General features: G+C 67.5%; 16 protein-coding genes. 6 read left to right on the top strand and 10 right to left on the bottom strand.

Annotation, left to right across the window (positions count from 1 at the left end; genetic code table 11):
- Nucleotides 1-63 precede the first annotated feature (63 nt).
- Complete coding sequence (locus PG878_RS17925) at nucleotides 64-1,665, top strand: hypothetical protein (protein ID WP_209032465.1); 1,602 nt, start codon at nucleotides 64-66, stop codon at nucleotides 1,663-1,665.
- A 23-nt stretch (nucleotides 1,666-1,688) separates the two neighbouring features.
- Nucleotides 1,689-2,216, top strand: a complete 528-nt coding sequence (locus PG878_RS17920) for a hypothetical protein (RefSeq protein WP_209032464.1) — start codon at nucleotides 1,689-1,691, stop codon at nucleotides 2,214-2,216.
- 268 nt (nucleotides 2,217-2,484) lie between these two features.
- Here PG878_RS17920 and PG878_RS17915 read toward each other — a convergent pair whose 3' ends face one another.
- From PG878_RS17915 to PG878_RS17870, 10 genes are all read right to left on the bottom strand, one after another.
- Nucleotides 2,485-3,960 (bottom strand): hypothetical protein, encoded by a 1,476-nt coding sequence (locus tag PG878_RS17915; protein WP_209032463.1) that lies wholly within the window; start codon nucleotides 3,958-3,960, stop codon nucleotides 2,485-2,487.
- A 78-nt stretch (nucleotides 3,961-4,038) separates the two neighbouring features.
- Complete coding sequence (locus tag PG878_RS17910) at nucleotides 4,039-4,431, bottom strand: GtrA family protein (protein ID WP_209032462.1); 393 nt, start codon at nucleotides 4,429-4,431, stop codon at nucleotides 4,039-4,041.
- Complete coding sequence (locus tag PG878_RS17905) at nucleotides 4,428-5,723, bottom strand: NAD(P)/FAD-dependent oxidoreductase (RefSeq protein WP_209032461.1); 1,296 nt, start codon at nucleotides 5,721-5,723, stop codon at nucleotides 4,428-4,430. The genes PG878_RS17910 and PG878_RS17905 overlap by 4 nt, the downstream gene beginning before the upstream one ends.
- 22 nt (nucleotides 5,724-5,745) lie before the next feature.
- Entirely contained in the window at nucleotides 5,746-6,690 is a 945-nt protein-coding gene (locus PG878_RS17900; RefSeq protein ID WP_209032460.1) for an NAD-dependent epimerase/dehydratase family protein, read from the bottom strand.
- Between the two features lies 1 nt (nucleotide 6,691).
- Nucleotides 6,692-7,420: an SDR family oxidoreductase gene (locus PG878_RS17895; RefSeq protein ID WP_209032459.1), complete on the bottom strand. Its 729-nt coding sequence runs from the start codon at nucleotides 7,418-7,420 to the stop codon at nucleotides 6,692-6,694.
- Between the two features lie 2 nt (nucleotides 7,421-7,422).
- Entirely contained in the window at nucleotides 7,423-8,730 is a 1,308-nt protein-coding gene (locus tag PG878_RS17890; protein ID WP_209032458.1) for an FAD-binding oxidoreductase, read from the bottom strand.
- Nucleotides 8,730-10,118, bottom strand: a complete 1,389-nt coding sequence (locus tag PG878_RS17885; RefSeq protein WP_209032490.1) for a UbiA family prenyltransferase — start codon at nucleotides 10,116-10,118, stop codon at nucleotides 8,730-8,732. Before PG878_RS17885 ends, PG878_RS17890 begins: the two co-directional genes overlap by 1 nt.
- Before the next feature lie 106 nt (nucleotides 10,119-10,224).
- Nucleotides 10,225-11,202, bottom strand: coding sequence for a lysylphosphatidylglycerol synthase transmembrane domain-containing protein (locus tag PG878_RS17880; protein ID WP_209032457.1), 978 nt, complete (start codon nucleotides 11,200-11,202; stop codon nucleotides 10,225-10,227).
- A gap of 20 nt (nucleotides 11,203-11,222) precedes the next feature.
- A complete protein-coding gene (locus PG878_RS17875; protein ID WP_209032456.1) occupies nucleotides 11,223-12,164 on the bottom strand; it encodes an electron transfer flavoprotein subunit alpha/FixB family protein in 942 nt (313 codons plus the stop codon).
- Nucleotides 12,164-12,910 (bottom strand): electron transfer flavoprotein subunit beta/FixA family protein, encoded by a 747-nt coding sequence (locus tag PG878_RS17870; protein ID WP_010340209.1) that lies wholly within the window; start codon nucleotides 12,908-12,910, stop codon nucleotides 12,164-12,166. Before PG878_RS17870 ends, PG878_RS17875 begins: the two co-directional genes overlap by 1 nt.
- Before the next feature lie 226 nt (nucleotides 12,911-13,136).
- Here PG878_RS17870 and rfbB point away from each other — a divergent pair, with 226 nt between their 5' ends.
- The 4 genes from rfbB to rfbD are packed head-to-tail and all read left to right on the top strand — an operon-like array spanning nucleotide 13,137 to nucleotide 16,603.
- Nucleotides 13,137-14,192 carry a dTDP-glucose 4,6-dehydratase gene (gene rfbB, locus PG878_RS17865; protein WP_209032455.1) on the top strand — a complete coding sequence of 352 codons (1,056 nt, stop codon included), beginning with the start codon at nucleotides 13,137-13,139 and terminating at the stop codon, nucleotides 14,190-14,192.
- 58 nt (nucleotides 14,193-14,250) lie between these two features.
- Entirely contained in the window at nucleotides 14,251-15,138 is an 888-nt protein-coding gene (rfbA, locus tag PG878_RS17860; protein WP_209032454.1) for a glucose-1-phosphate thymidylyltransferase RfbA, read from the top strand.
- On the top strand, nucleotides 15,135-15,692 hold the full coding sequence (rfbC, locus tag PG878_RS17855) for a dTDP-4-dehydrorhamnose 3,5-epimerase (protein WP_019797144.1): 558 nt from the start codon (nucleotides 15,135-15,137) through the stop codon (nucleotides 15,690-15,692). The genes rfbA and rfbC overlap by 4 nt, the downstream gene beginning before the upstream one ends.
- Nucleotides 15,689-16,603, top strand: a complete 915-nt coding sequence (gene rfbD / locus PG878_RS17850; RefSeq protein WP_209032453.1) for a dTDP-4-dehydrorhamnose reductase — start codon at nucleotides 15,689-15,691, stop codon at nucleotides 16,601-16,603. The genes rfbC and rfbD overlap by 4 nt, the downstream gene beginning before the upstream one ends.
- The last annotated feature ends 79 nt before the right edge of the window (nucleotides 16,604-16,682 follow it).

The following is a 16,682-nucleotide window of genomic DNA, read 5'->3' as shown; positions in this document are numbered from 1 at the left end:
CTTGGTCGATGGCCGAGCCTCGGCAACGGGAAACGTGGTTCGCTGACGTGAGGAGTCGGTAACGTGGCAGTGGAGTTGTGGGGAAGCCTGGCGCTTTGCGTCGCGGTGGCGTTGTCGTTGCTCGGCGTGGGGGCGGGATTGCTGTCGCTCACCGAGGCCGGCCGGCGGCTGCAAGGCCTGGAACTGCTGGCGTACTCGGTCGCTGTCGGCGTGGTCGGACATGGTGCGCTCGGCGTCTTCGTCGTCTCGCTTCCCAGCGACAACCGGCTCAATGCCTGCATCGGGTTCGGGCTGCTGTACGCGCTCTCCTGCTGGCAGTGGTATCGCCACGGCGTGCTCGGCAAGTTGCTCGCCGGGCGTTGGCGGCTGACCGTTCTCGGTTTCGCCGCATGGATCGGCATGGCGTTGTCGTGCATGGCGATCGTGTCGATGCCGGTCCGCTTTCCCGGCGAGTTGCCGGACGGGCCGTACGTGATCAAGAACCATCATCTGCACGTCAAGGTGCAGGTGATGATGGGGGCGTTCCCGGCGGACAACTACCTGCCGTTCCTGTCCAGCGAGTTCCTGCTGCGGGACATCCAGTTCGCGTTCGAGCGGCCATTGATGCCCGGGCAGGAATTGTCCAACCGCCCCATTCTGATGTCGCTGGTGAACGTGCCGTTCCGCGCGGTCCTGGATCCACCGGCCAAGCAGGTCCGTGCGCTGCCGAGGTTCAAGTACGTCGGCCAGGATTGGCCCGACGTCGGAAGCCTGGGCGACGACGATGCCTTTCGGCAGTTCCTGGCGGTCGGCATCGTGTTGAACAGCACGCTGTTGCTCGGCGCCGCACTGCTGCTCATGCGTGCAGGATTGCGCGGCGCATATGTGCTGGCCGGATTGCTGCTGGTCGTCAGCAGCCCATACTTCATCGCCCAGACCCTGTTCACCTGGCCGAAATCCCTGGGCGGCTTCTTCCTCATCCTCGGTGCCTACACGCTGCTGTCGCGACGCTCCGCCTTCGTCGCCGGTGTGCTGGCAGGCATGGCGTACTGGTCCCACCCCTACGCGATCGTCTTTGCCGGATGCTTCGGGCTGTACATCCTGCTGCGCGATGGATTCAAGCCGCAATGCGTGCGCAACGTGATCGCCTATGGGCTGGCCCTGGTCGCGTGCGTGCTGCCCTGGTGGTTGTGGACGCGGTGGTACCTGCAGATTCCGTCGGACCTGGTGGCGCAGAACCTGTTGAGCTCGGCGAGCCTGGGCGATTTGCTCTGGGTGCGCGTCGCCAATGCAGCGCGGACGTTCCTGCCGCTGTATCTGGGCACCTATCCACTGGTGCCCAATCAGCTCTTCCAGGAGATGCTGATCTCGATCACCGGCGCCATGGGCGTGCTGCTCAGCGCCCAGGCGTATGCAGGCGCGTGGACGTACGGTAGTCGCCGGCCCAAGGAACTGTTCGCCTTCGTGGTGTTGCCCAGTGCGCTGCTGGTGGGCGTATTCAGCGCGCCGGCGATTCCTGCGGTGCATGGCCTGCAGGCCATCGGCATCGTGCTGTGCGTGTTCGCGATGAAGTTCATGCAGGACCGGATGGGCAAGCGGATCGCGTTGGCATGCGTCGTCCTTCAGCTGTTGATCAATCTTGGCCTGCTGTGGGCCAGGGCCGATGCGTTGCTGCCATCGGCCTGAAGCGGAAATCGAGGAGAAGCGAAATGCGTATGCGTCCCCTGCTGGCCATGGCCTCCGTCCTGTGGGTACTGGCCGGGTGCCGTCAGTATCCCGCCAGCGAGTGCGAAAAGTACCTGGCGGCAGGCGATGTTTCCGTTCGCGTGCCGATGGACGACTCCTCCAATACGGCGATCCCGTTGAACGATCGGCAGGTGCTCGCAGGCACCTTCGCACCTCCGGCCACCCTGCACATCAAGCGGGCGGCGGTGCAGATCGGCAACAGCGGTGGTGCCGCCCAGGGCAAGATTGCCTTGAAGCTCTGTCAGGACGAGCGCTGCACGATCGGAAGAGCGGAGCTTGCCGGTTCCAAGGACAACGACTACCTGCCGGTCACGTTGGAATCCGAGTTCGCGCTGCAGCAAAGCGGTGGCGTGGTGCGCTACGAACTGGCGCGCGAGACCGGCGACGACAAGCTGGTCGTCTGGGTGTACCCCGCCCAGGGCAAGGAGTCGTTGACGATCAACGGCGCCCCTGAAAGCAAGGTGCTCAATCTGATGCTGTATCAGCATTGATTTGCTGCGCAACGCGCGTCCGCCTGCGCGCGGTGCGCATGGTTGTGGCAGGGTTCGTTGCGACCACGTGACAGGCGCAGGGACCGCCTCGCCCGATATTCCCGTTTGATCGCCGTCGTAGGTAGGCGCGGCGCGCTGCTTTCTCTATCTTCCGCTGCAAGCTGCGCGTGCCGCATGGGTGTTGAGCAGCGCCACCGACACGTGGGTCGCACGTGCCGGCATCTGCGATGCGCGTGCGCCGGGCGAGGCAGCCACGCCCGGCAACCGGTCAGGGTTTGCTCTCGATATTGACGCACTTGCTGCAGCCGAGGTCGCGCTCGATCAACGGCGTGAACATGTGCATCGGCGGATTGAACTCGTGGTCGAGTTCGCTCAGTGGGCGGTCCTTCACATAGCCCTGCGCCTTTTGCTGCGTCGCGGCTTCCTTGACCACGTTGGCCCACAGCACATCGGAGGGCGTAAGCAAGTAAGGCCAGATCTGCGGAATGGTAATGCGGATGAAGGCAGCCGTGCCGGCCGCCGATCCAAGCGACAGGATCAGCAGCGGCACCAGCATCGGTTTCCCCAGCTTGCGCGCGACCGCGCCAACAAGCGCGCTGATCGGCAGGTAGGCGAAGAACGTGGCGAAGATCAGATAGCGCGTGCCGAACAGATAGCCATCCAGGCTGTGCGGATCCAGGCTGCCCTTGGTCCGTAGCACGGGGAGCGCGCTGAACAGTGCCAGCGCGAGGGTGGGGAAGCCGACCACGATGCTGGCCAGCATCAGGGACGGCCGCGATTGCGTGCGGCTACGCTGGGCCATGGCGATCGCGGCGGCGAGCAGTGCTGCCAGCAGGGCGAGACCATAGACGGCATCGACCGGAAACGCGTCCACGTCCGGCCAGCGGAAGCGCCCGCTGGCCCACAGCGACTGCAGTCCACCATGCACGAGTCCCATGTACAGCGCACCGAACCGCTTCACCAGCGTCGACGGTGGTATGGCCAGTTCCTGCGTCGGCACGCCGCGGGTCATCATGACGCCATGCAGCGCCGTCAGCACGGCGAAGATGCAGATGGTGCGCCAGTGCCGGGGCGCGAGCCGTTGGCTCCACATCAACACGCAGCAGTTGATCAGGGTGGTGATGCTGACGACGAAGCCGACACCGAGAAAATGCATCGAGGCATAGCTCCAGGCCATCGCCCAGAACAAGGCGCGCTCGTCCTGGAAGGCGCTGGCGCGGATCAGATAGCGCAGCCCTATCGCCGCACACGTCATGCAGAGGAACTGCGCGGCCATGAACGGCCAGGTCACCATTTCCGCGACCGCCGGCTGCAGCAGGAACACCACGGCAAGCAGATAGCCGGCGACCTGCGCAACGCCGCGGCGATTGCCCAATGCCGCCAGCGTCGTGCGCGTGAGCGATGCCAGCGCGGTACCCAGCAGGCCGAGCAGCAGCATCTGCCGCCAGAACCATAGATGCTCGTTGGTGCTAAACAGCCGCGCTTGCAGCAGTTCAGCGGCGAAATACAGCGGCGTGTAATGCCCGCTGTAGGACGAATAGATGTGTGCGTCGACAAAGTGGGCCAGATCGCCACTGTATGCCCACGCGATGAACAGGCCGGATTCTGCCCTGAATGTTTGGATGTTCAGCCCGGACCAGTGGTAGAACGCCCCTACAACGAGCGTCAGTGCCAACCACGGAAGAAGGAGTCTTCGGGCGAGTTGCATGGGGCCGGATGAGGGCGGTTGGGAAGCGTGGGGCATGGCGCCATTGCTCGCGTGGTGGGGCATGGTGGTCGAATGCCTTTCGCCCCGTGCAGGGACGGCGAGGCGGGAAGCGGATCAGTTCTTGAACGACAGGTACTTGTGGCCGATGTAGCTGGTGACCACGGGCACGGCGACGCCGATCGCATGGGCGACCGTTTCGTCCAGATAGCGGATGCCGAGCCAGGGGAACACCCATTTCGCCAGCAACAGGCTGATCGCCAGGGTCTGCAGCAGCGCGACGGCGTTGACCACGACGAACCAGGCGATCTGCGTACGCTGGGTGTTGGAGGTTTCCTTGAACGCCAGCTTGCGCATCAGGATGAAGGCCGTGGTCATGCCGACCAGATAGGCCAGGACGATCGCCGCCGCGTACGGAAACCAGAGGCTGAAGAGGATGCGCGAGCCGAAGTTGGCGGCGGCGGCGATGCCGCCGGACAACAGGAAGAAGAAGAAGCGCTTGCTGATCATGCGATCGTCGCGACCTCGGCCAGGCGCCTGCCCACGTCGATGCTTTCGTTGATCGAGCGATCTTCCGGGTAGTAGTACGCCGTATCCGCCATGTAGAAGCCTTGCAGCGGCGTCTTCATCGGCGGCAGCATGTCCTGGAACCCCGGCGGGCAGATGGTCTGCGCATACTCGTAGCGATGGCAATGCGTCGCGCGGATCCACTCCGGCTTGAAGTCCGGATTGATCATCGGCAAGTAGCTGATGACTTCGTCGATCAGCTGCTGGTTGCTCCACTGCCACTTCGGGTGGGTCTTGGGCATGTAGTAGGGCGCATACACGATGTGTTCGCCCGGACCCTTGCCAGGGTTGAGATTGCTGTACTCGATCAGCCCGGGGATGGCGATCCGCTCGTCGCTGATGTTCATCCAGAAGTTCTCGCTGACCGGCTTGGACAGCTTCAGGATCACGCAGGCGACCGGAATGTTCTCGATCGCGGCGACCTGGTCGGCGAAGGTCTTGGGCAAGCCGGGCACCATGCCAGGCACGTACTGGATCGGGGCTGTCGACACCACGCCGTCGTAGGCATGATGGCCGTCGTGGGTGCGGATGCCGGTGACCTTGCCATCGACCGAGGCGACTTCTTCGATCGGTTGCGACAGCAGGATACGTCCGCCCAGGCGCGTCACTTCCGCGGCCATGCGTTCCAGCAGCACGGCCGAGCCGCCTTCCAGATACCCCATGCTTTCGTTGAACAGATTGCGTCGCGACAGCGCCACGCGCTTGATGCGGGTGCCGATCCACGAGGCGGACAGGTCGTTCTGGTATTCGAAGAACTTCAGCGCGAACGCCTTCTCCCACATCACCTTGTAGGCCTTGGGGCCGATCCAGCGGGTGATCCAGTCGCGCGCGTTCTCCTTGTCCAGCGCGGTCCAGTCGCTGATGCCCTTGGTGTGCATGACGTGCAGGGCGTAACGGATCTTGTCGACCAGCCCCAGGTGCGGGAAGCCGAGCAGCGCGAACGGCGTGCCCCACTTGTGCAGCTTGCCCTGGTAGTAATACCCCATCTTGGTGTCGGTCCAGTGCAGGCGGTCGGACAGCTTCAGGTCCTCGAGCAGCTTGAACAGCGGGAAATCGGTCTTGCAGATGAAGTGGTAGTAGCGCTCGATGCGCAGGCCGTCGAAGTCGAAATCCGCGGACATGCCGCCGATGCGGTCGTCGCGTTCGTAGACGTCGACCTGGTGGCCCTTCTTCAGCAGTTCCATGGCAGCCATCAGGCCCATGGGGCCGCTGCCGACGATCGCGAATGTACTCATGGTTCTGGTCTCGTATGACGGGTCAGCGCTTGAGCACGATGTGGCTGTAGCGCGGGTCGGTATAGCTTTCGCGGATCGCGTCTTCGAACGGGGTCTGGCGCACGCCGAACACCGCGTCGGTATCGACGCCCTTGAAGTCGTCGCCGGCGCTCAGCGCCTTCAACTGGTCGGCGGTGAACGGCGGCTTGGAACTGAAGAGCGAATACACGCGCAGCAGGAAGGCGAAGAAGCCGATCGGGATATGCACGATCAGGGTGTGCAGCTTCTTGACCCGCTTGATCGTCTTGATGATGTCGACGTAGTCCACGCGGGTGTCGCCGACGATGTCGTAGACATCGCCGTCGGGTTCGCGCTCGATGCACTTGGCGATGCAACGGCAGAAGTCGCGCTCGTACAGCGGCTGACGCATGAAGCGGCCATCGCCCGGGATCGGGAACACCGGCGTCCTGGCCATGAAGCGCGACAGCCAGCCCAGGTGCTTGGGGTCGAACCAGCCGAACATCAGGGTCGGGCGCAGCACGCAGTGGCGCAGGCCGCTGGCGACCACCATCTCTTCCTGCGCACGCTTGGTGTTGGTGTAGTCGTCCTTGGCCACCGAGTTCACCACCGAGGAGCTGATGTGCACCAGGTACGGCACATTGGCCGCGCGACAGGCGTCGAGCACGTGCGCCGTGGCGGTCAGGTTGTTGCGGGTGAACAGGTCCGTGGTCTTGCCGGTGATCTGCGCGTGCAACTGGGCCACGCACGCCGCGCCCTCGAATTCGCGCGCCCAGTCGCCAGGCTCGGCCAGGTCCGCCTCCACCACGCGCACCGCCGGATGCAGCTCGCGCAGGATCTGCAGGTTGTGCGCATGCTTGTCGATCGCCACCAACTGGGTGTAGCCCTGCTGTTCCAGTTCGACGATCAGGTTCTGGCCGACCAGGCCTGCGGCGCCGGTGATGACGATCTTGGCGTGTTTGTCGGTCATGTCAGAGCTTGATCCTGCGGAAGACGAATTCGGGGATGGACTTGATGACGAACATGATCGCCCACCAGAACCCAGGCAGGTAGGTGACCGCGCGGCGGCCGGCGACCGCGCGCAGGATGCCCTTGGCGATCTGGTCCGGCTTGGCCCACAGCGCGCCCTTCTTGAAGGCGGCGGTCATCGGCGTATCGACGAAGCCCGGCTTGATCGTGAGCACGTTGATGCCCTCCGGGCGCAGGCGCTGGCCGAGGCCGCTCAGGTAGGCGCTGACCGCGGCCTTGGCGCTGCCGTACAGGTAGTTGCTGGCGCGGCCGCGGTCGCCGGCCACCGACGAGATCACCGCCAGCGTCGCGCCCGCGCGCAGGCGCGGCACCAGTGCGGCGCACAGCGCGATCGTCGAGGTGCCGTTGGTGGCGAACTCGCGCATCGACAGTTCGACCGAGGCGTCGCACGCGGCCTGGTCGGGCAGGGTGCCGTGGGCGATCAGCACCACGTCCACGCCGCCCAGCGCCGCCCAGGCGGTATCGAAGGCCGCGGCATGACTGGCGCCGTCGTTGACGTCGAGCACGCCGACGCTGGCCTTGCCGCCGCGCGCCGACAGGTCCGACGCGATCGCGTCCAGGCGTGCGGCCTGGCGGCCGAGCAGATGGAGGGCCGCGCCACGCGCGGCGTAGTGCCGGGCAGTGGCCTCGGCGATCGCCGAGGTGGCGCCGATGATGAGGACGCGTTGCATGTTCACTCCGTGACCCGGCGCCAGAAGCCGGAAGAAAAGCGGGGATCGAGATAGCGGCTGAAGTCCTGCCAGCGGGCATAGGCGCGCTGGAACGAGGCGGCTGACATGCGCGCGTCCTTGGCAGGGTACAGAGCGCCGTCGGCGGCGTCGACAATCCGGTCCAGCCGCTCCAGCAGGCGCAGCACGTCGGCGCCGTCGTTGGGGAAGTCCAGCGCCAGCGTGGTGCCCGGGCGTGGGAAGGACAGCATGCCGCGTGCGGGGAGGTCGCCGAATTCCTTCAGCACGGCCAGGAAGGAGCCGCTGCCGCTGCGGGCGATTTCCGCCAGCAGCGCATCCACGCCGTCGCGCGCGGTGGCCGGCGGCAGCACGCACTGGTATTGCAGGAAACCGCGCGGGCCGTACATGCGGTTCCAGTGGCGGATGCCGTCCAGCGGATAGAAGAACGGCAGCAGGTGACTCAAGCGGCGCTTGCTGCGCGCGGGCTGGCGCCAGTAGTAGAGCGCGTTGAACGGCCGCAGCGACAGCTTGTTGACCAGCGAGACCGGCGGGGTCAACGGCATCGCCAGGCCCTTGCCGGGCGAGGCCGGGCGTTCCTCGGGCAGGCCAGCGCAGTGATCGGCGCGGGTGAAGTGGCCGCGGCCGCGGGCGCGGCCGCTGGCCAGGCAGTCGATCCAGGCGACGCTGTACTCGTGGCTGTCGGCCGAGGCCGCGGACAACGCGAAGAACTCGTCGAGCGAGCCGAAGCGGATGTTCTCCGTTTCCAGCGCCGGGCCCGGCACGCGGCGCAACTGGATCTCCGCCCAGGTGATCAACCCGGTCAGGCCCAGTCCGCCGACCGTGGCCGCGAACCAGCCGTCGGCATCGGCGTCGGGCGTGCACAGGCGGCGGCTGCCGTCGCTGCGCAGCAGCTCGAACGCGCGCACATGGTGGCCGAAATTGCCGGTGCGGTGATGGTTCTTGCCATGCACGTCGTTGGCGATGGCGCCGGCGACGGTGACGTAGCGAGTGCCTGGGGTCACCGGCAGGAACCAGCCCTGCGGCAGGACCAGATCGATGATCTCGGCGAGGGTGACCCCAGCCTCGCAGCGCAGCAGGCCGGACGCCGGGTCGAAGCCGATGAAGCGGTCCAGGCCGCGCGCGCACAGCAACGTGCCGTCGGGATTGAGGCAGCTGTCGCCGTAGCTGCGGCCGTTTCCGCGCGGCAGCGCGTTGCCGGCGAAGGCCGGCAGGGCGGCGGCCCGGTCGGCGATCGGCAGCAGCCTCTGCGTCGCGTGCGGGTAGCGTCCCCAGGACTGCCCGGCATCGGCCATCAGATGGCGCTCAGCGCGAACAGCCCGCACAGCACCACGACCACCTGGCTGACCCGGTCGGTGGCGGCGAACACGATGGGGTCGTCGTGCATCTCGCCGCGGTGCGCCACGATCCAGACCCGGCTGACCCAGTACAGCAGCACCGGGCAGATCAGCCACAGCAATTGCGGATGTCGATACAACTGCACGCTTGCCGGGCTGTTGATGTACAGCGCCATCACCATGACCGCGATGTAGCCGGCCGCCGCACCCATCGACTGCAGCAGCACCAGGTCTTCCACCGAATAGGCGCGCCCGCTGGCCTTGGTCTTGCCGCTGCCGAGCATCGCGTGCAGTTCGGTGTAGCGCTTGAGCAGTGCCAGCGAGAGGAAGATGAACATCGAGAACGCCAGCAGCCAGAACGACAGTTCCAGTTCGATGGCCACCGCGCCGCCGATGATGCGTACGGTGTACAGCGCCGCCAGCAGCACCACGTCGATCATCACGATGCGCTTGAGCCGCAGCGAGTACGCCAGCGTCATCACGTAGTAGGTCAGCAACACCAGGGTGAACTGCAGGTTGCAGGCCAGCGACAGCGCCAGTCCGGCCACGGTCAGCGCGGGTGCGGCGAACAGGCCCTGCAGCAGCGGCAGCCGGCCGGCGGCGAACGGCCGCTTGCGCTTGCGCGGATGCTGGCGGTCGGGCGTGAGGTCGAGCAGGTCGTTGAGCACGTACACGCCGGAGGCGCACAGTCCGAACGCCACCAGGGCGATCACCGACTGCAGCACCGATTCGCCTTCCAGGAACCGGTGTGCGGTGAGCAGCGGCACGAACACCAGCAGGTTCTTCAGCCACTGGTGCAGGCGCAGCGCCTTGAGCCAGGCGCGGGCGCGCGGCGGCGCCGGCCAGTGCCCGTGCACGGTGGTGCGCTGCGCGGCGGCCGCGCGCAAGCCGTTGCCGTTGTTGACCACCCAGGCGCCGCCGGCCTTGTCCCACACGTGCAGGTCCACGCGGCCGTTGCCGGCATAGTCGAAATTGCCTTCGCCGAACCGCTGCACCAGGACGTCGGCCTTGTTGCGGCCGGACAGGTTGCGCTGGCCATCGCTGGCAATGACCTCTTCGAACAGGCCCAGGTGCGCGGCGATCGGCGCGACCAGCAACTGGTCGGAGGCGGTGCACAGCACGCGCGGGCGCTGCGGCGTGGTGCGCAGCAGCTCCAGCACGTGCTCGTTGTAGGGCAGGGTCTCGGCCGGGAGCGTGACTCGGGCGGCCAGTTCGCGCTTCAGCGCGGCCTTGCCGCGCAGCAGCCACAGCGGCAGCAGGAACACGTACAGCGGATTGCGCGCCAGCAGGGCCAGCAGGGACTCGTAGAGGATGTCCGAATTCAGCAGCGTGCCGTCCAGATCCACGCAAAGCGCGCGCCCTGAGACAGCCGGGCGGTCGGCGGGGGAGCTGGGGGGGGAAGACATGCTGCGGCCTGGTGATGCATAGCGGGGCCGCATTATAACCAGCGGTTCAGGCGACCTGGCGTCGTTGCAGGAATTCGGTGGCCCCCATCGCCAGGGCGCCCACGGCGACCGCGTACCAGAGCGTCACCAGCCGCGCGGCCACCGCGACCGCGATCGCATCGGCGGTGGCGACGCCGAGCCGGTCCAGCATCAGCACGATCGCCAGTTCTGTGGTGCCGACCCCGCCTGGGACGAAGGACAGCGCGCCGATCAGCATCGCCAGCGGGTAGATGCCGAACGCGACCAGCGGGTCCAGGTCCAGGCCCAGACCGCTGCACAGCCCGACGAAGACCGCCGAGGTCAGGCCCCAGGCGCCCACGCCGGCGATCAGGCTGCGCAGCAGCTGTGCCGTTCCAAGGCAGGCGCGCAGCTCGGTGGCGGCGAAGATGGCGAACTGCGCCGTCCTGCGCAGCCAGCGCCCGGGCAGGCGCCGGCCCAGGCCGTCCAGCCAGGCCAGCAGCGCCGGCCAGGCGGCGGCGCCGAACAGCAGGGCGACGAAGCCCAGCACTACCGCGGCGAGCGTGCCCAGGGTGGGGAAGACCGGTGCGGCCAGCAGCGACAGCGCCAGGATCACCAGCAGGTCGGAGGCGCGCTCGAACACGAACACCGCCAGCGTCCGCCCCGCCGGCACGCCCATGCGGGCGAAATAGCGGATGCGCAGCAATTCCCCGGCCTTGCCGGGCGTGGCGGTCAAGGCGAAACCGGCCAGGTAGGCGGCCCAGCCCAGCCAGAACGGCACTGCGTGGCCTTGCCGTTGCAGCAGCCAGCGCCAGCGCCAGAAGCGGAACAGGTAGCTGGCCGAGACCGGCAGCACCGCCACTGCCAGCAACGGCCAGATCGCGCCGAGCCGGGCGAACGTGCCGTTGCCGCGGTCGATCCACCACAGGGCGGCCAGGTAGCCGCCGCACAGCAGCACGACGAACAGCGCCAGATGATCCGCACGGTGGCGTGGCGCGGGCACGCCGTCGGCGCCGTGCGGCATCATCCCCGGGTCCCCTTGACGGCTCAGCCCAGCGCCTTTTCCAGCTCCGGCAGCACCGTGAACAGGTCGCCGACCAGGCCGATGTCGGCGATCTCGAAGATCGGCGATTCCGCGTCCTTGTTGATCGCGACGATGGTGCCGGCGTCCTTGATGCCGGTCAGGTGCTGGATGGCGCCGGAAATGCCGACCGCCACGTACAGCTCCGGCGCGATGATCTTGCCGGTCTGGCCCACCTGCAGTTCGTTGGGCACGTAGCCGGCATCGACCGCTGCGCGCGAGGCGCCGACCGCCGCGCCGAGCTTGTCGGCGAGCTGGTAGACGATCTGGAAGTTCTCCGCCGAGCCGACACCGCGGCCGCCGGAAACCACGCGCTTGGCGCTCTGCAGGTCGGGGCGGTCGGACTTGCCGGCGGCGAGGCCGACGAAGCGGGTGTGGCTCGGCAGCGTCGCGTCCACGCTGGCCGCTTCGACCGCCGCGCTGCCGCCCTGTGCCGCTTCCGGCCAGGAGGCGCTGCGCACGGTGGCGACCACGATCTGGTCGGCCGGCGCCTGCACGCTGATGATGGCGTTGCCGGCGTAGATCGGGCGCTTGAACGCGTACTCGCCGTCCACGGCCATCAGGTCGGAGATCTGGTTGACGCCGAGCAGGGCGGCCACCACCGGCATCAGGTCCTTGCCGAACGTGGTGGAGGGGCCGAACACGTGGGTGTAGCCCGCCGCCAGGGCAGCGATCTGCGGGCCCAGCACCTGCGCGATGGCGTGTGCGTTGGCGGGGTTGGCGACGGTGAGGACGCGGGCGACGCCGGCGATCTGCGCGGCCTGGGCGGCCACCGCGGCCGGATCGGACGCCAGCACCACGATGTCGATGGCCTCGGCCGACAGCGCCTGCGCGGCGCTGACGCACTTGGCGGTGGCGGCGTTGAGCTGCCCGTTGAGATGTTCGGCGACGATAAGGATCTTGGCCATTACAGCAACCCCTTCTGCTTGAGTGCGGCCACCAGTTCGGCGGCATCCTTGACCATCACGCCGCGGCTGCGCTTGGCCGGCGGGGCGTAGTGGGTGGTGGTGAGGCTGTCGTTGGCCTCCACGCCCAGGTCGGCGAAGGCCAGCGTCTGCAGCGGCTTGCTCTTGGCCTTCATGATGTCCGGCAGCTTGATGAAGCGCGGCTCGTTCAGACGCAGGTCGGTGGTGACCACCGCCGGCAGGTCCACTTCCAGGGTCTCCAGGCCGGCGTCGACCTCGCGGGTCACCGTCGCCTTGCCGTCGGCCACCACCAGCTTGCCGGCGAAGGTCGCCTGCGGACGGCCCCACAGCGTGGCCAGCATCTGCCCGGTCTGGTTGGCGTCGTCGTCGATCGCCTGCTTGCCGAGGATCACCAGGTCCGGCTGCTCCTGCTCGACCAGCTTGAGCAGGGTGCGCGCGGCGGTCAGCGGCTGGATCGCCGCGTCGGCGACCACGTGGATGGCGCGGTTGGCGCCCATCGCCAGGCCATTGCGCAGGTGCGCGGCGGCGTCGGCCGGGGCGATGGTGGCGACCACCACCTCGCTGGCGATGCCGGCATCGCGCAGGCGCAGCGCCTCTTCCAGGGCGATTTCGTCGAACGGGTTGGCGGAGAGCTTGACGCCCTCGGTGACCACGCCGGAGCCGTCCGGCTTGACCTGGATGCGGACGTTGTAGTCCACCACGCGCTTGTAGGCGACGAGGATTTTCATCGTGTACGAGATCCTTCAGCAGTGCGGGAAGGCCCGGCCGCGGCGGCTGGCACGGGGCAGGCGGAGGATTCTAACCGGGCGCGAGGGACCATGCGAGGGCGTATGGTGGGCCCGTTCGGCGGACGCGATCGCCGCCCGCAGCGACCACGACCGGTTCATATAAAGCGTATATCCTGTGTGGTTTGGACATTAGGCGCCGACGGCGCCCAATCAGGAGAGATACACAGTGGCGACTTGGCTCGTGACCGGCGGTGCCGGTTTCATCGGCGGCAATTTCGTGCTCGAGGCAGTGGCGCGCGGCGTACGCGTGATCAACCTGGACGCACTCACCTATGCCGGGAACCTGAACACGCTGGCGTCGCTGGAGGGCAACCCCGATCACGTGTTCGTGCACGGGGACATCGGCGACCGCGACCTGGTCGGCCGCCTGCTCGCCGAGCACCAGCCCGACGCGGTGGTCAATTTCGCCGCCGAAAGCCATGTGGACCGCTCGATCGACGGCCCGGGCGCCTTCATCCAGACCAATGTGGTCGGCACGCTCGGTCTGCTGGAGTCGGTGCGCGATCACTGGAAGGCGCTGCCGGACGGCCGCCGCGACGCGTTCCGCTTCCTGCACGTGTCCACCGACGAGGTCTACGGCACGCTCGGCGAGACCGGCAAGTTCAGCGAGACCACCCCGTATGCGCCGAACTCGCCGTACTCGGCGTCCAAGGCCGCCTCCGACCACCTGGTGCGCGCGTTCCACCACACCTACGGCCTGCCGGTGCTGACCACCAACTGCTCCAACAACTACGGCCCGTACCACTTCCCCGAGAAGCTCATTCCGCTGGTGATCGCCAAGGCGCTGGCCGGCGAGCCGCTGCCGGTGTACGGCGACGGCAAGCAGGTGCGCGACTGGCTGTTCGTCGGCGACCACTGCGAGGCGATCCGCACCGTGCTGGCCAAGGGCAAGGTGGGCGAGACCTACAACGTCGGCGGCAACTCGGAGAAGCAGAACATCGAGGTGGTGCAGGCGATCTGCGCGCTGCTGGACGCGCGGCGTCCGCGCGAGGACGGCAAGCCGCGCGCCAGCCAGATCACCTACGTCGCCGACCGGCCCGGCCACGACCGCCGCTACGCCATCGATGCGTCCAAGCTGAAGAACGAGCTGGGCTGGGAACCGCACTACACCTTCGAACAGGGCATCGCGCTCACCGTGGACTGGTACCTGAGCCACCAGGACTGGGTGCAGGGCGTGCTCGACGGCAGCTATCGGCTGGAACGGATCGGCACTGCGGCGTAACCCGCGTCCCTCGCATGCGTCCGCACATCCACGTGCGCACGTCCACAGGAAAGACCTCATGACACAACGCAAGGGCATCATCCTCGCTGGCGGCTCCGGCACGCGGCTGTACCCGATCACCAAGGGCGTCAGCAAACAGCTGCTGCCGGTGTACGACAAGCCGATGATCTACTACCCGCTCAGCGTGCTGATGCTGGCCGGCATCCGCGAGGTGCTGATCATCAACACCCCGCACGAGCAGGCGCTGTTCCAGGCGCTGCTGGGCGATGGCGCGCAGTGGGGCATGGACATCCGGTACGCGGTGCAGCCGAGCCCGGACGGGCTGGCCCAGGCCTACCTGATCGGCCGCGACTTCGTCGCCGGCAAGCCGAGCTGCCTGGTGCTGGGCGACAACATCTTCCACGGCCATGGTCTGACCGAGACCCTGCGCCGCGCCGATGCGCGCCAGCATGGCGCGACCGTGTTCGGGTATTGGGTCAACGATCCCGAGCGCTACGGCGTGGCCGAGTTCGACGCCTCCGGCAAGGTCATCGACATCGAGGAGAAGCCGGCCAAGCCGCGCTCCAACTACGCGGTCACCGGCCTGTATTTCTACGATGGTCAGGCCAGCGACCATGCCGCGGAACTGAAGCCGTCGCCGCGCGGCGAACTGGAGATCACCGATCTCAACCGCCGTTACCTGGAAGCGGGCCAATTGCACCTGGAGGCGCTGGGCCGCGGCTACGCGTGGCTGGACACCGGCACCCACCAGTCGCTGCACGAGGCCTCCAATTTCATCGAGACCATCCAGTCGCGCCAGGGCCTGCAGGTGTGCTGCCCGGAAGAGATCGCCTTCGGGCAGGGATGGATCGACGCCGCGCAGCTGGAGAAACTCGCCGCTCCGCTGCGCAAGAACGCTTATGGCACCTACCTGCATGAACTGGCTGTACGAGGATCCGTTCCGTGAAAGTGATTGAAACCAATCTGCCTGGCTGCGTGGTGATCGAGCCGGCGGTGTTCGGCGACGCGCGTGGCTATTTCTTCGAGACCTGGAACGCCGAGCGCTTCGGCGAGCATGGCTTGCCGACCAAGTTCGTGCAGAGCAACGTCTCCACCTCGGCCAAGGGCGTGCTGCGCGGCCTGCACTATCAGTGGCCGCGGCCGCAGGGCAAGCTGGTCAGCGTGCTGGAAGGCGAGGTGTACGACGTCGCCGTCGACATCCGCCACGGCTCGCCGCACTTCGGCCGCTGGGCCGCGGTGGTGCTGAGCGCGGAGAACAAGAAGCAGTTCTGGATTCCGGAAGGTTTCGCGCACGGGTTTGCCGTGCTGTCGGAGCGTGCGGTGTTCAGCTATCTGTGCACCGACGTGTACGTCAAGGAAGCCGACGCCGGCGTGCGCTGGGACGATGCCGCGATCGGCGTGGACTGGCCGATCTCCGAGCCGGTGCTGTCGGGCAAGGACGCGGTTGCGCCGTTCCTGGCCGATATCCCGGTCGAGCGCCTGCCGGTCTACCAGCCATGAGCGTGCTGGTCTTCGGCGGCAACGGTCAGGTCGGGCAGGAACTGCTGCGCTCGCTGGCCGGGCAGGGGCCGGTGGTTGCGACCACGCGCAGCGGCCAGTTGCCCGACGGCAGCGCCTGCGAGCGCGCCGATTTCGACCAGCCGCAGACGTTGGTCGAATTGCTGGACCGGCTGCGGCCGACGGCGGTGGTCAACGCCGCGGCCTACACCGCGGTCGATCGCGCCGAGCAGGACGCCGCGGCGGCGCACCGCGCCAATGCCGAAGCGCCGGCGGCGATCGCCGCCTGGTGCGCGGCGCACGGTGTGCCGCTGGTGCATTACTCCACCGACTATGTGTTCGATGGCCAGGGCACCCAGCCCTACCCGGAGGACGCGCCGACCGCGCCGCTGGGCGTGTACGGCGCCACCAAGCTCGCTGGCGAGGAGGCGATCCGCGCCTCGGGTGCGCAGCACCTGATCTTCCGCACCGCCTGGGTCTATGCGGCGCACGGGCACAATTTCCTGCGCACCATGTTGCGGGTCGGCGCCGACCGCGACGAACTCAAGGTGGTCGCCGACCAGGTCGGCACGCCGACGCCGGCGGCGCTGATCGCCGATGTCACCGCGCGGGTGCTGGCGCAGCGCGCGACGTTGCCGTCCGGCACCTGGCATCTGACCGCGGCCGGCGAGGCCACCTGGCACGGCTTCGCCGAGGCGATCTTCGCCGAGGCGGTGGCGGCGGGCCTGTTGCCGCGCGCGCCACGGGTGCTGCCGATCACCACGGCGGACTATCCGACCCCGGCCAAGCGTCCGGCGTACTCGCGCCTGGACGTGTCGCGCCTGCAGCGCGATTTCGCGCTGGAACTGCCGCAGTGGCGCGATGGTCTGCGTCAGGTCATCGGCGAACTCGCCGCGGCAGCGCCGGCCACCTGACCGTCGCACCCGGTAGACCACGCCGTCAAAAACAAAGAGCCGGGCAATGCCCGGCTCTTTGCGTTTGCGGCGTGCGCCG

Origin of the sequence: Xanthomonas hawaiiensis, from assembly GCF_031834635.1 — a bacterium.
GTDB classification, from domain to species: domain Bacteria; phylum Pseudomonadota; class Gammaproteobacteria; order Xanthomonadales; family Xanthomonadaceae; genus Xanthomonas_A; species Xanthomonas_A sacchari.
This window is presented reverse-complemented; position numbering and strand designations above follow the sequence as displayed.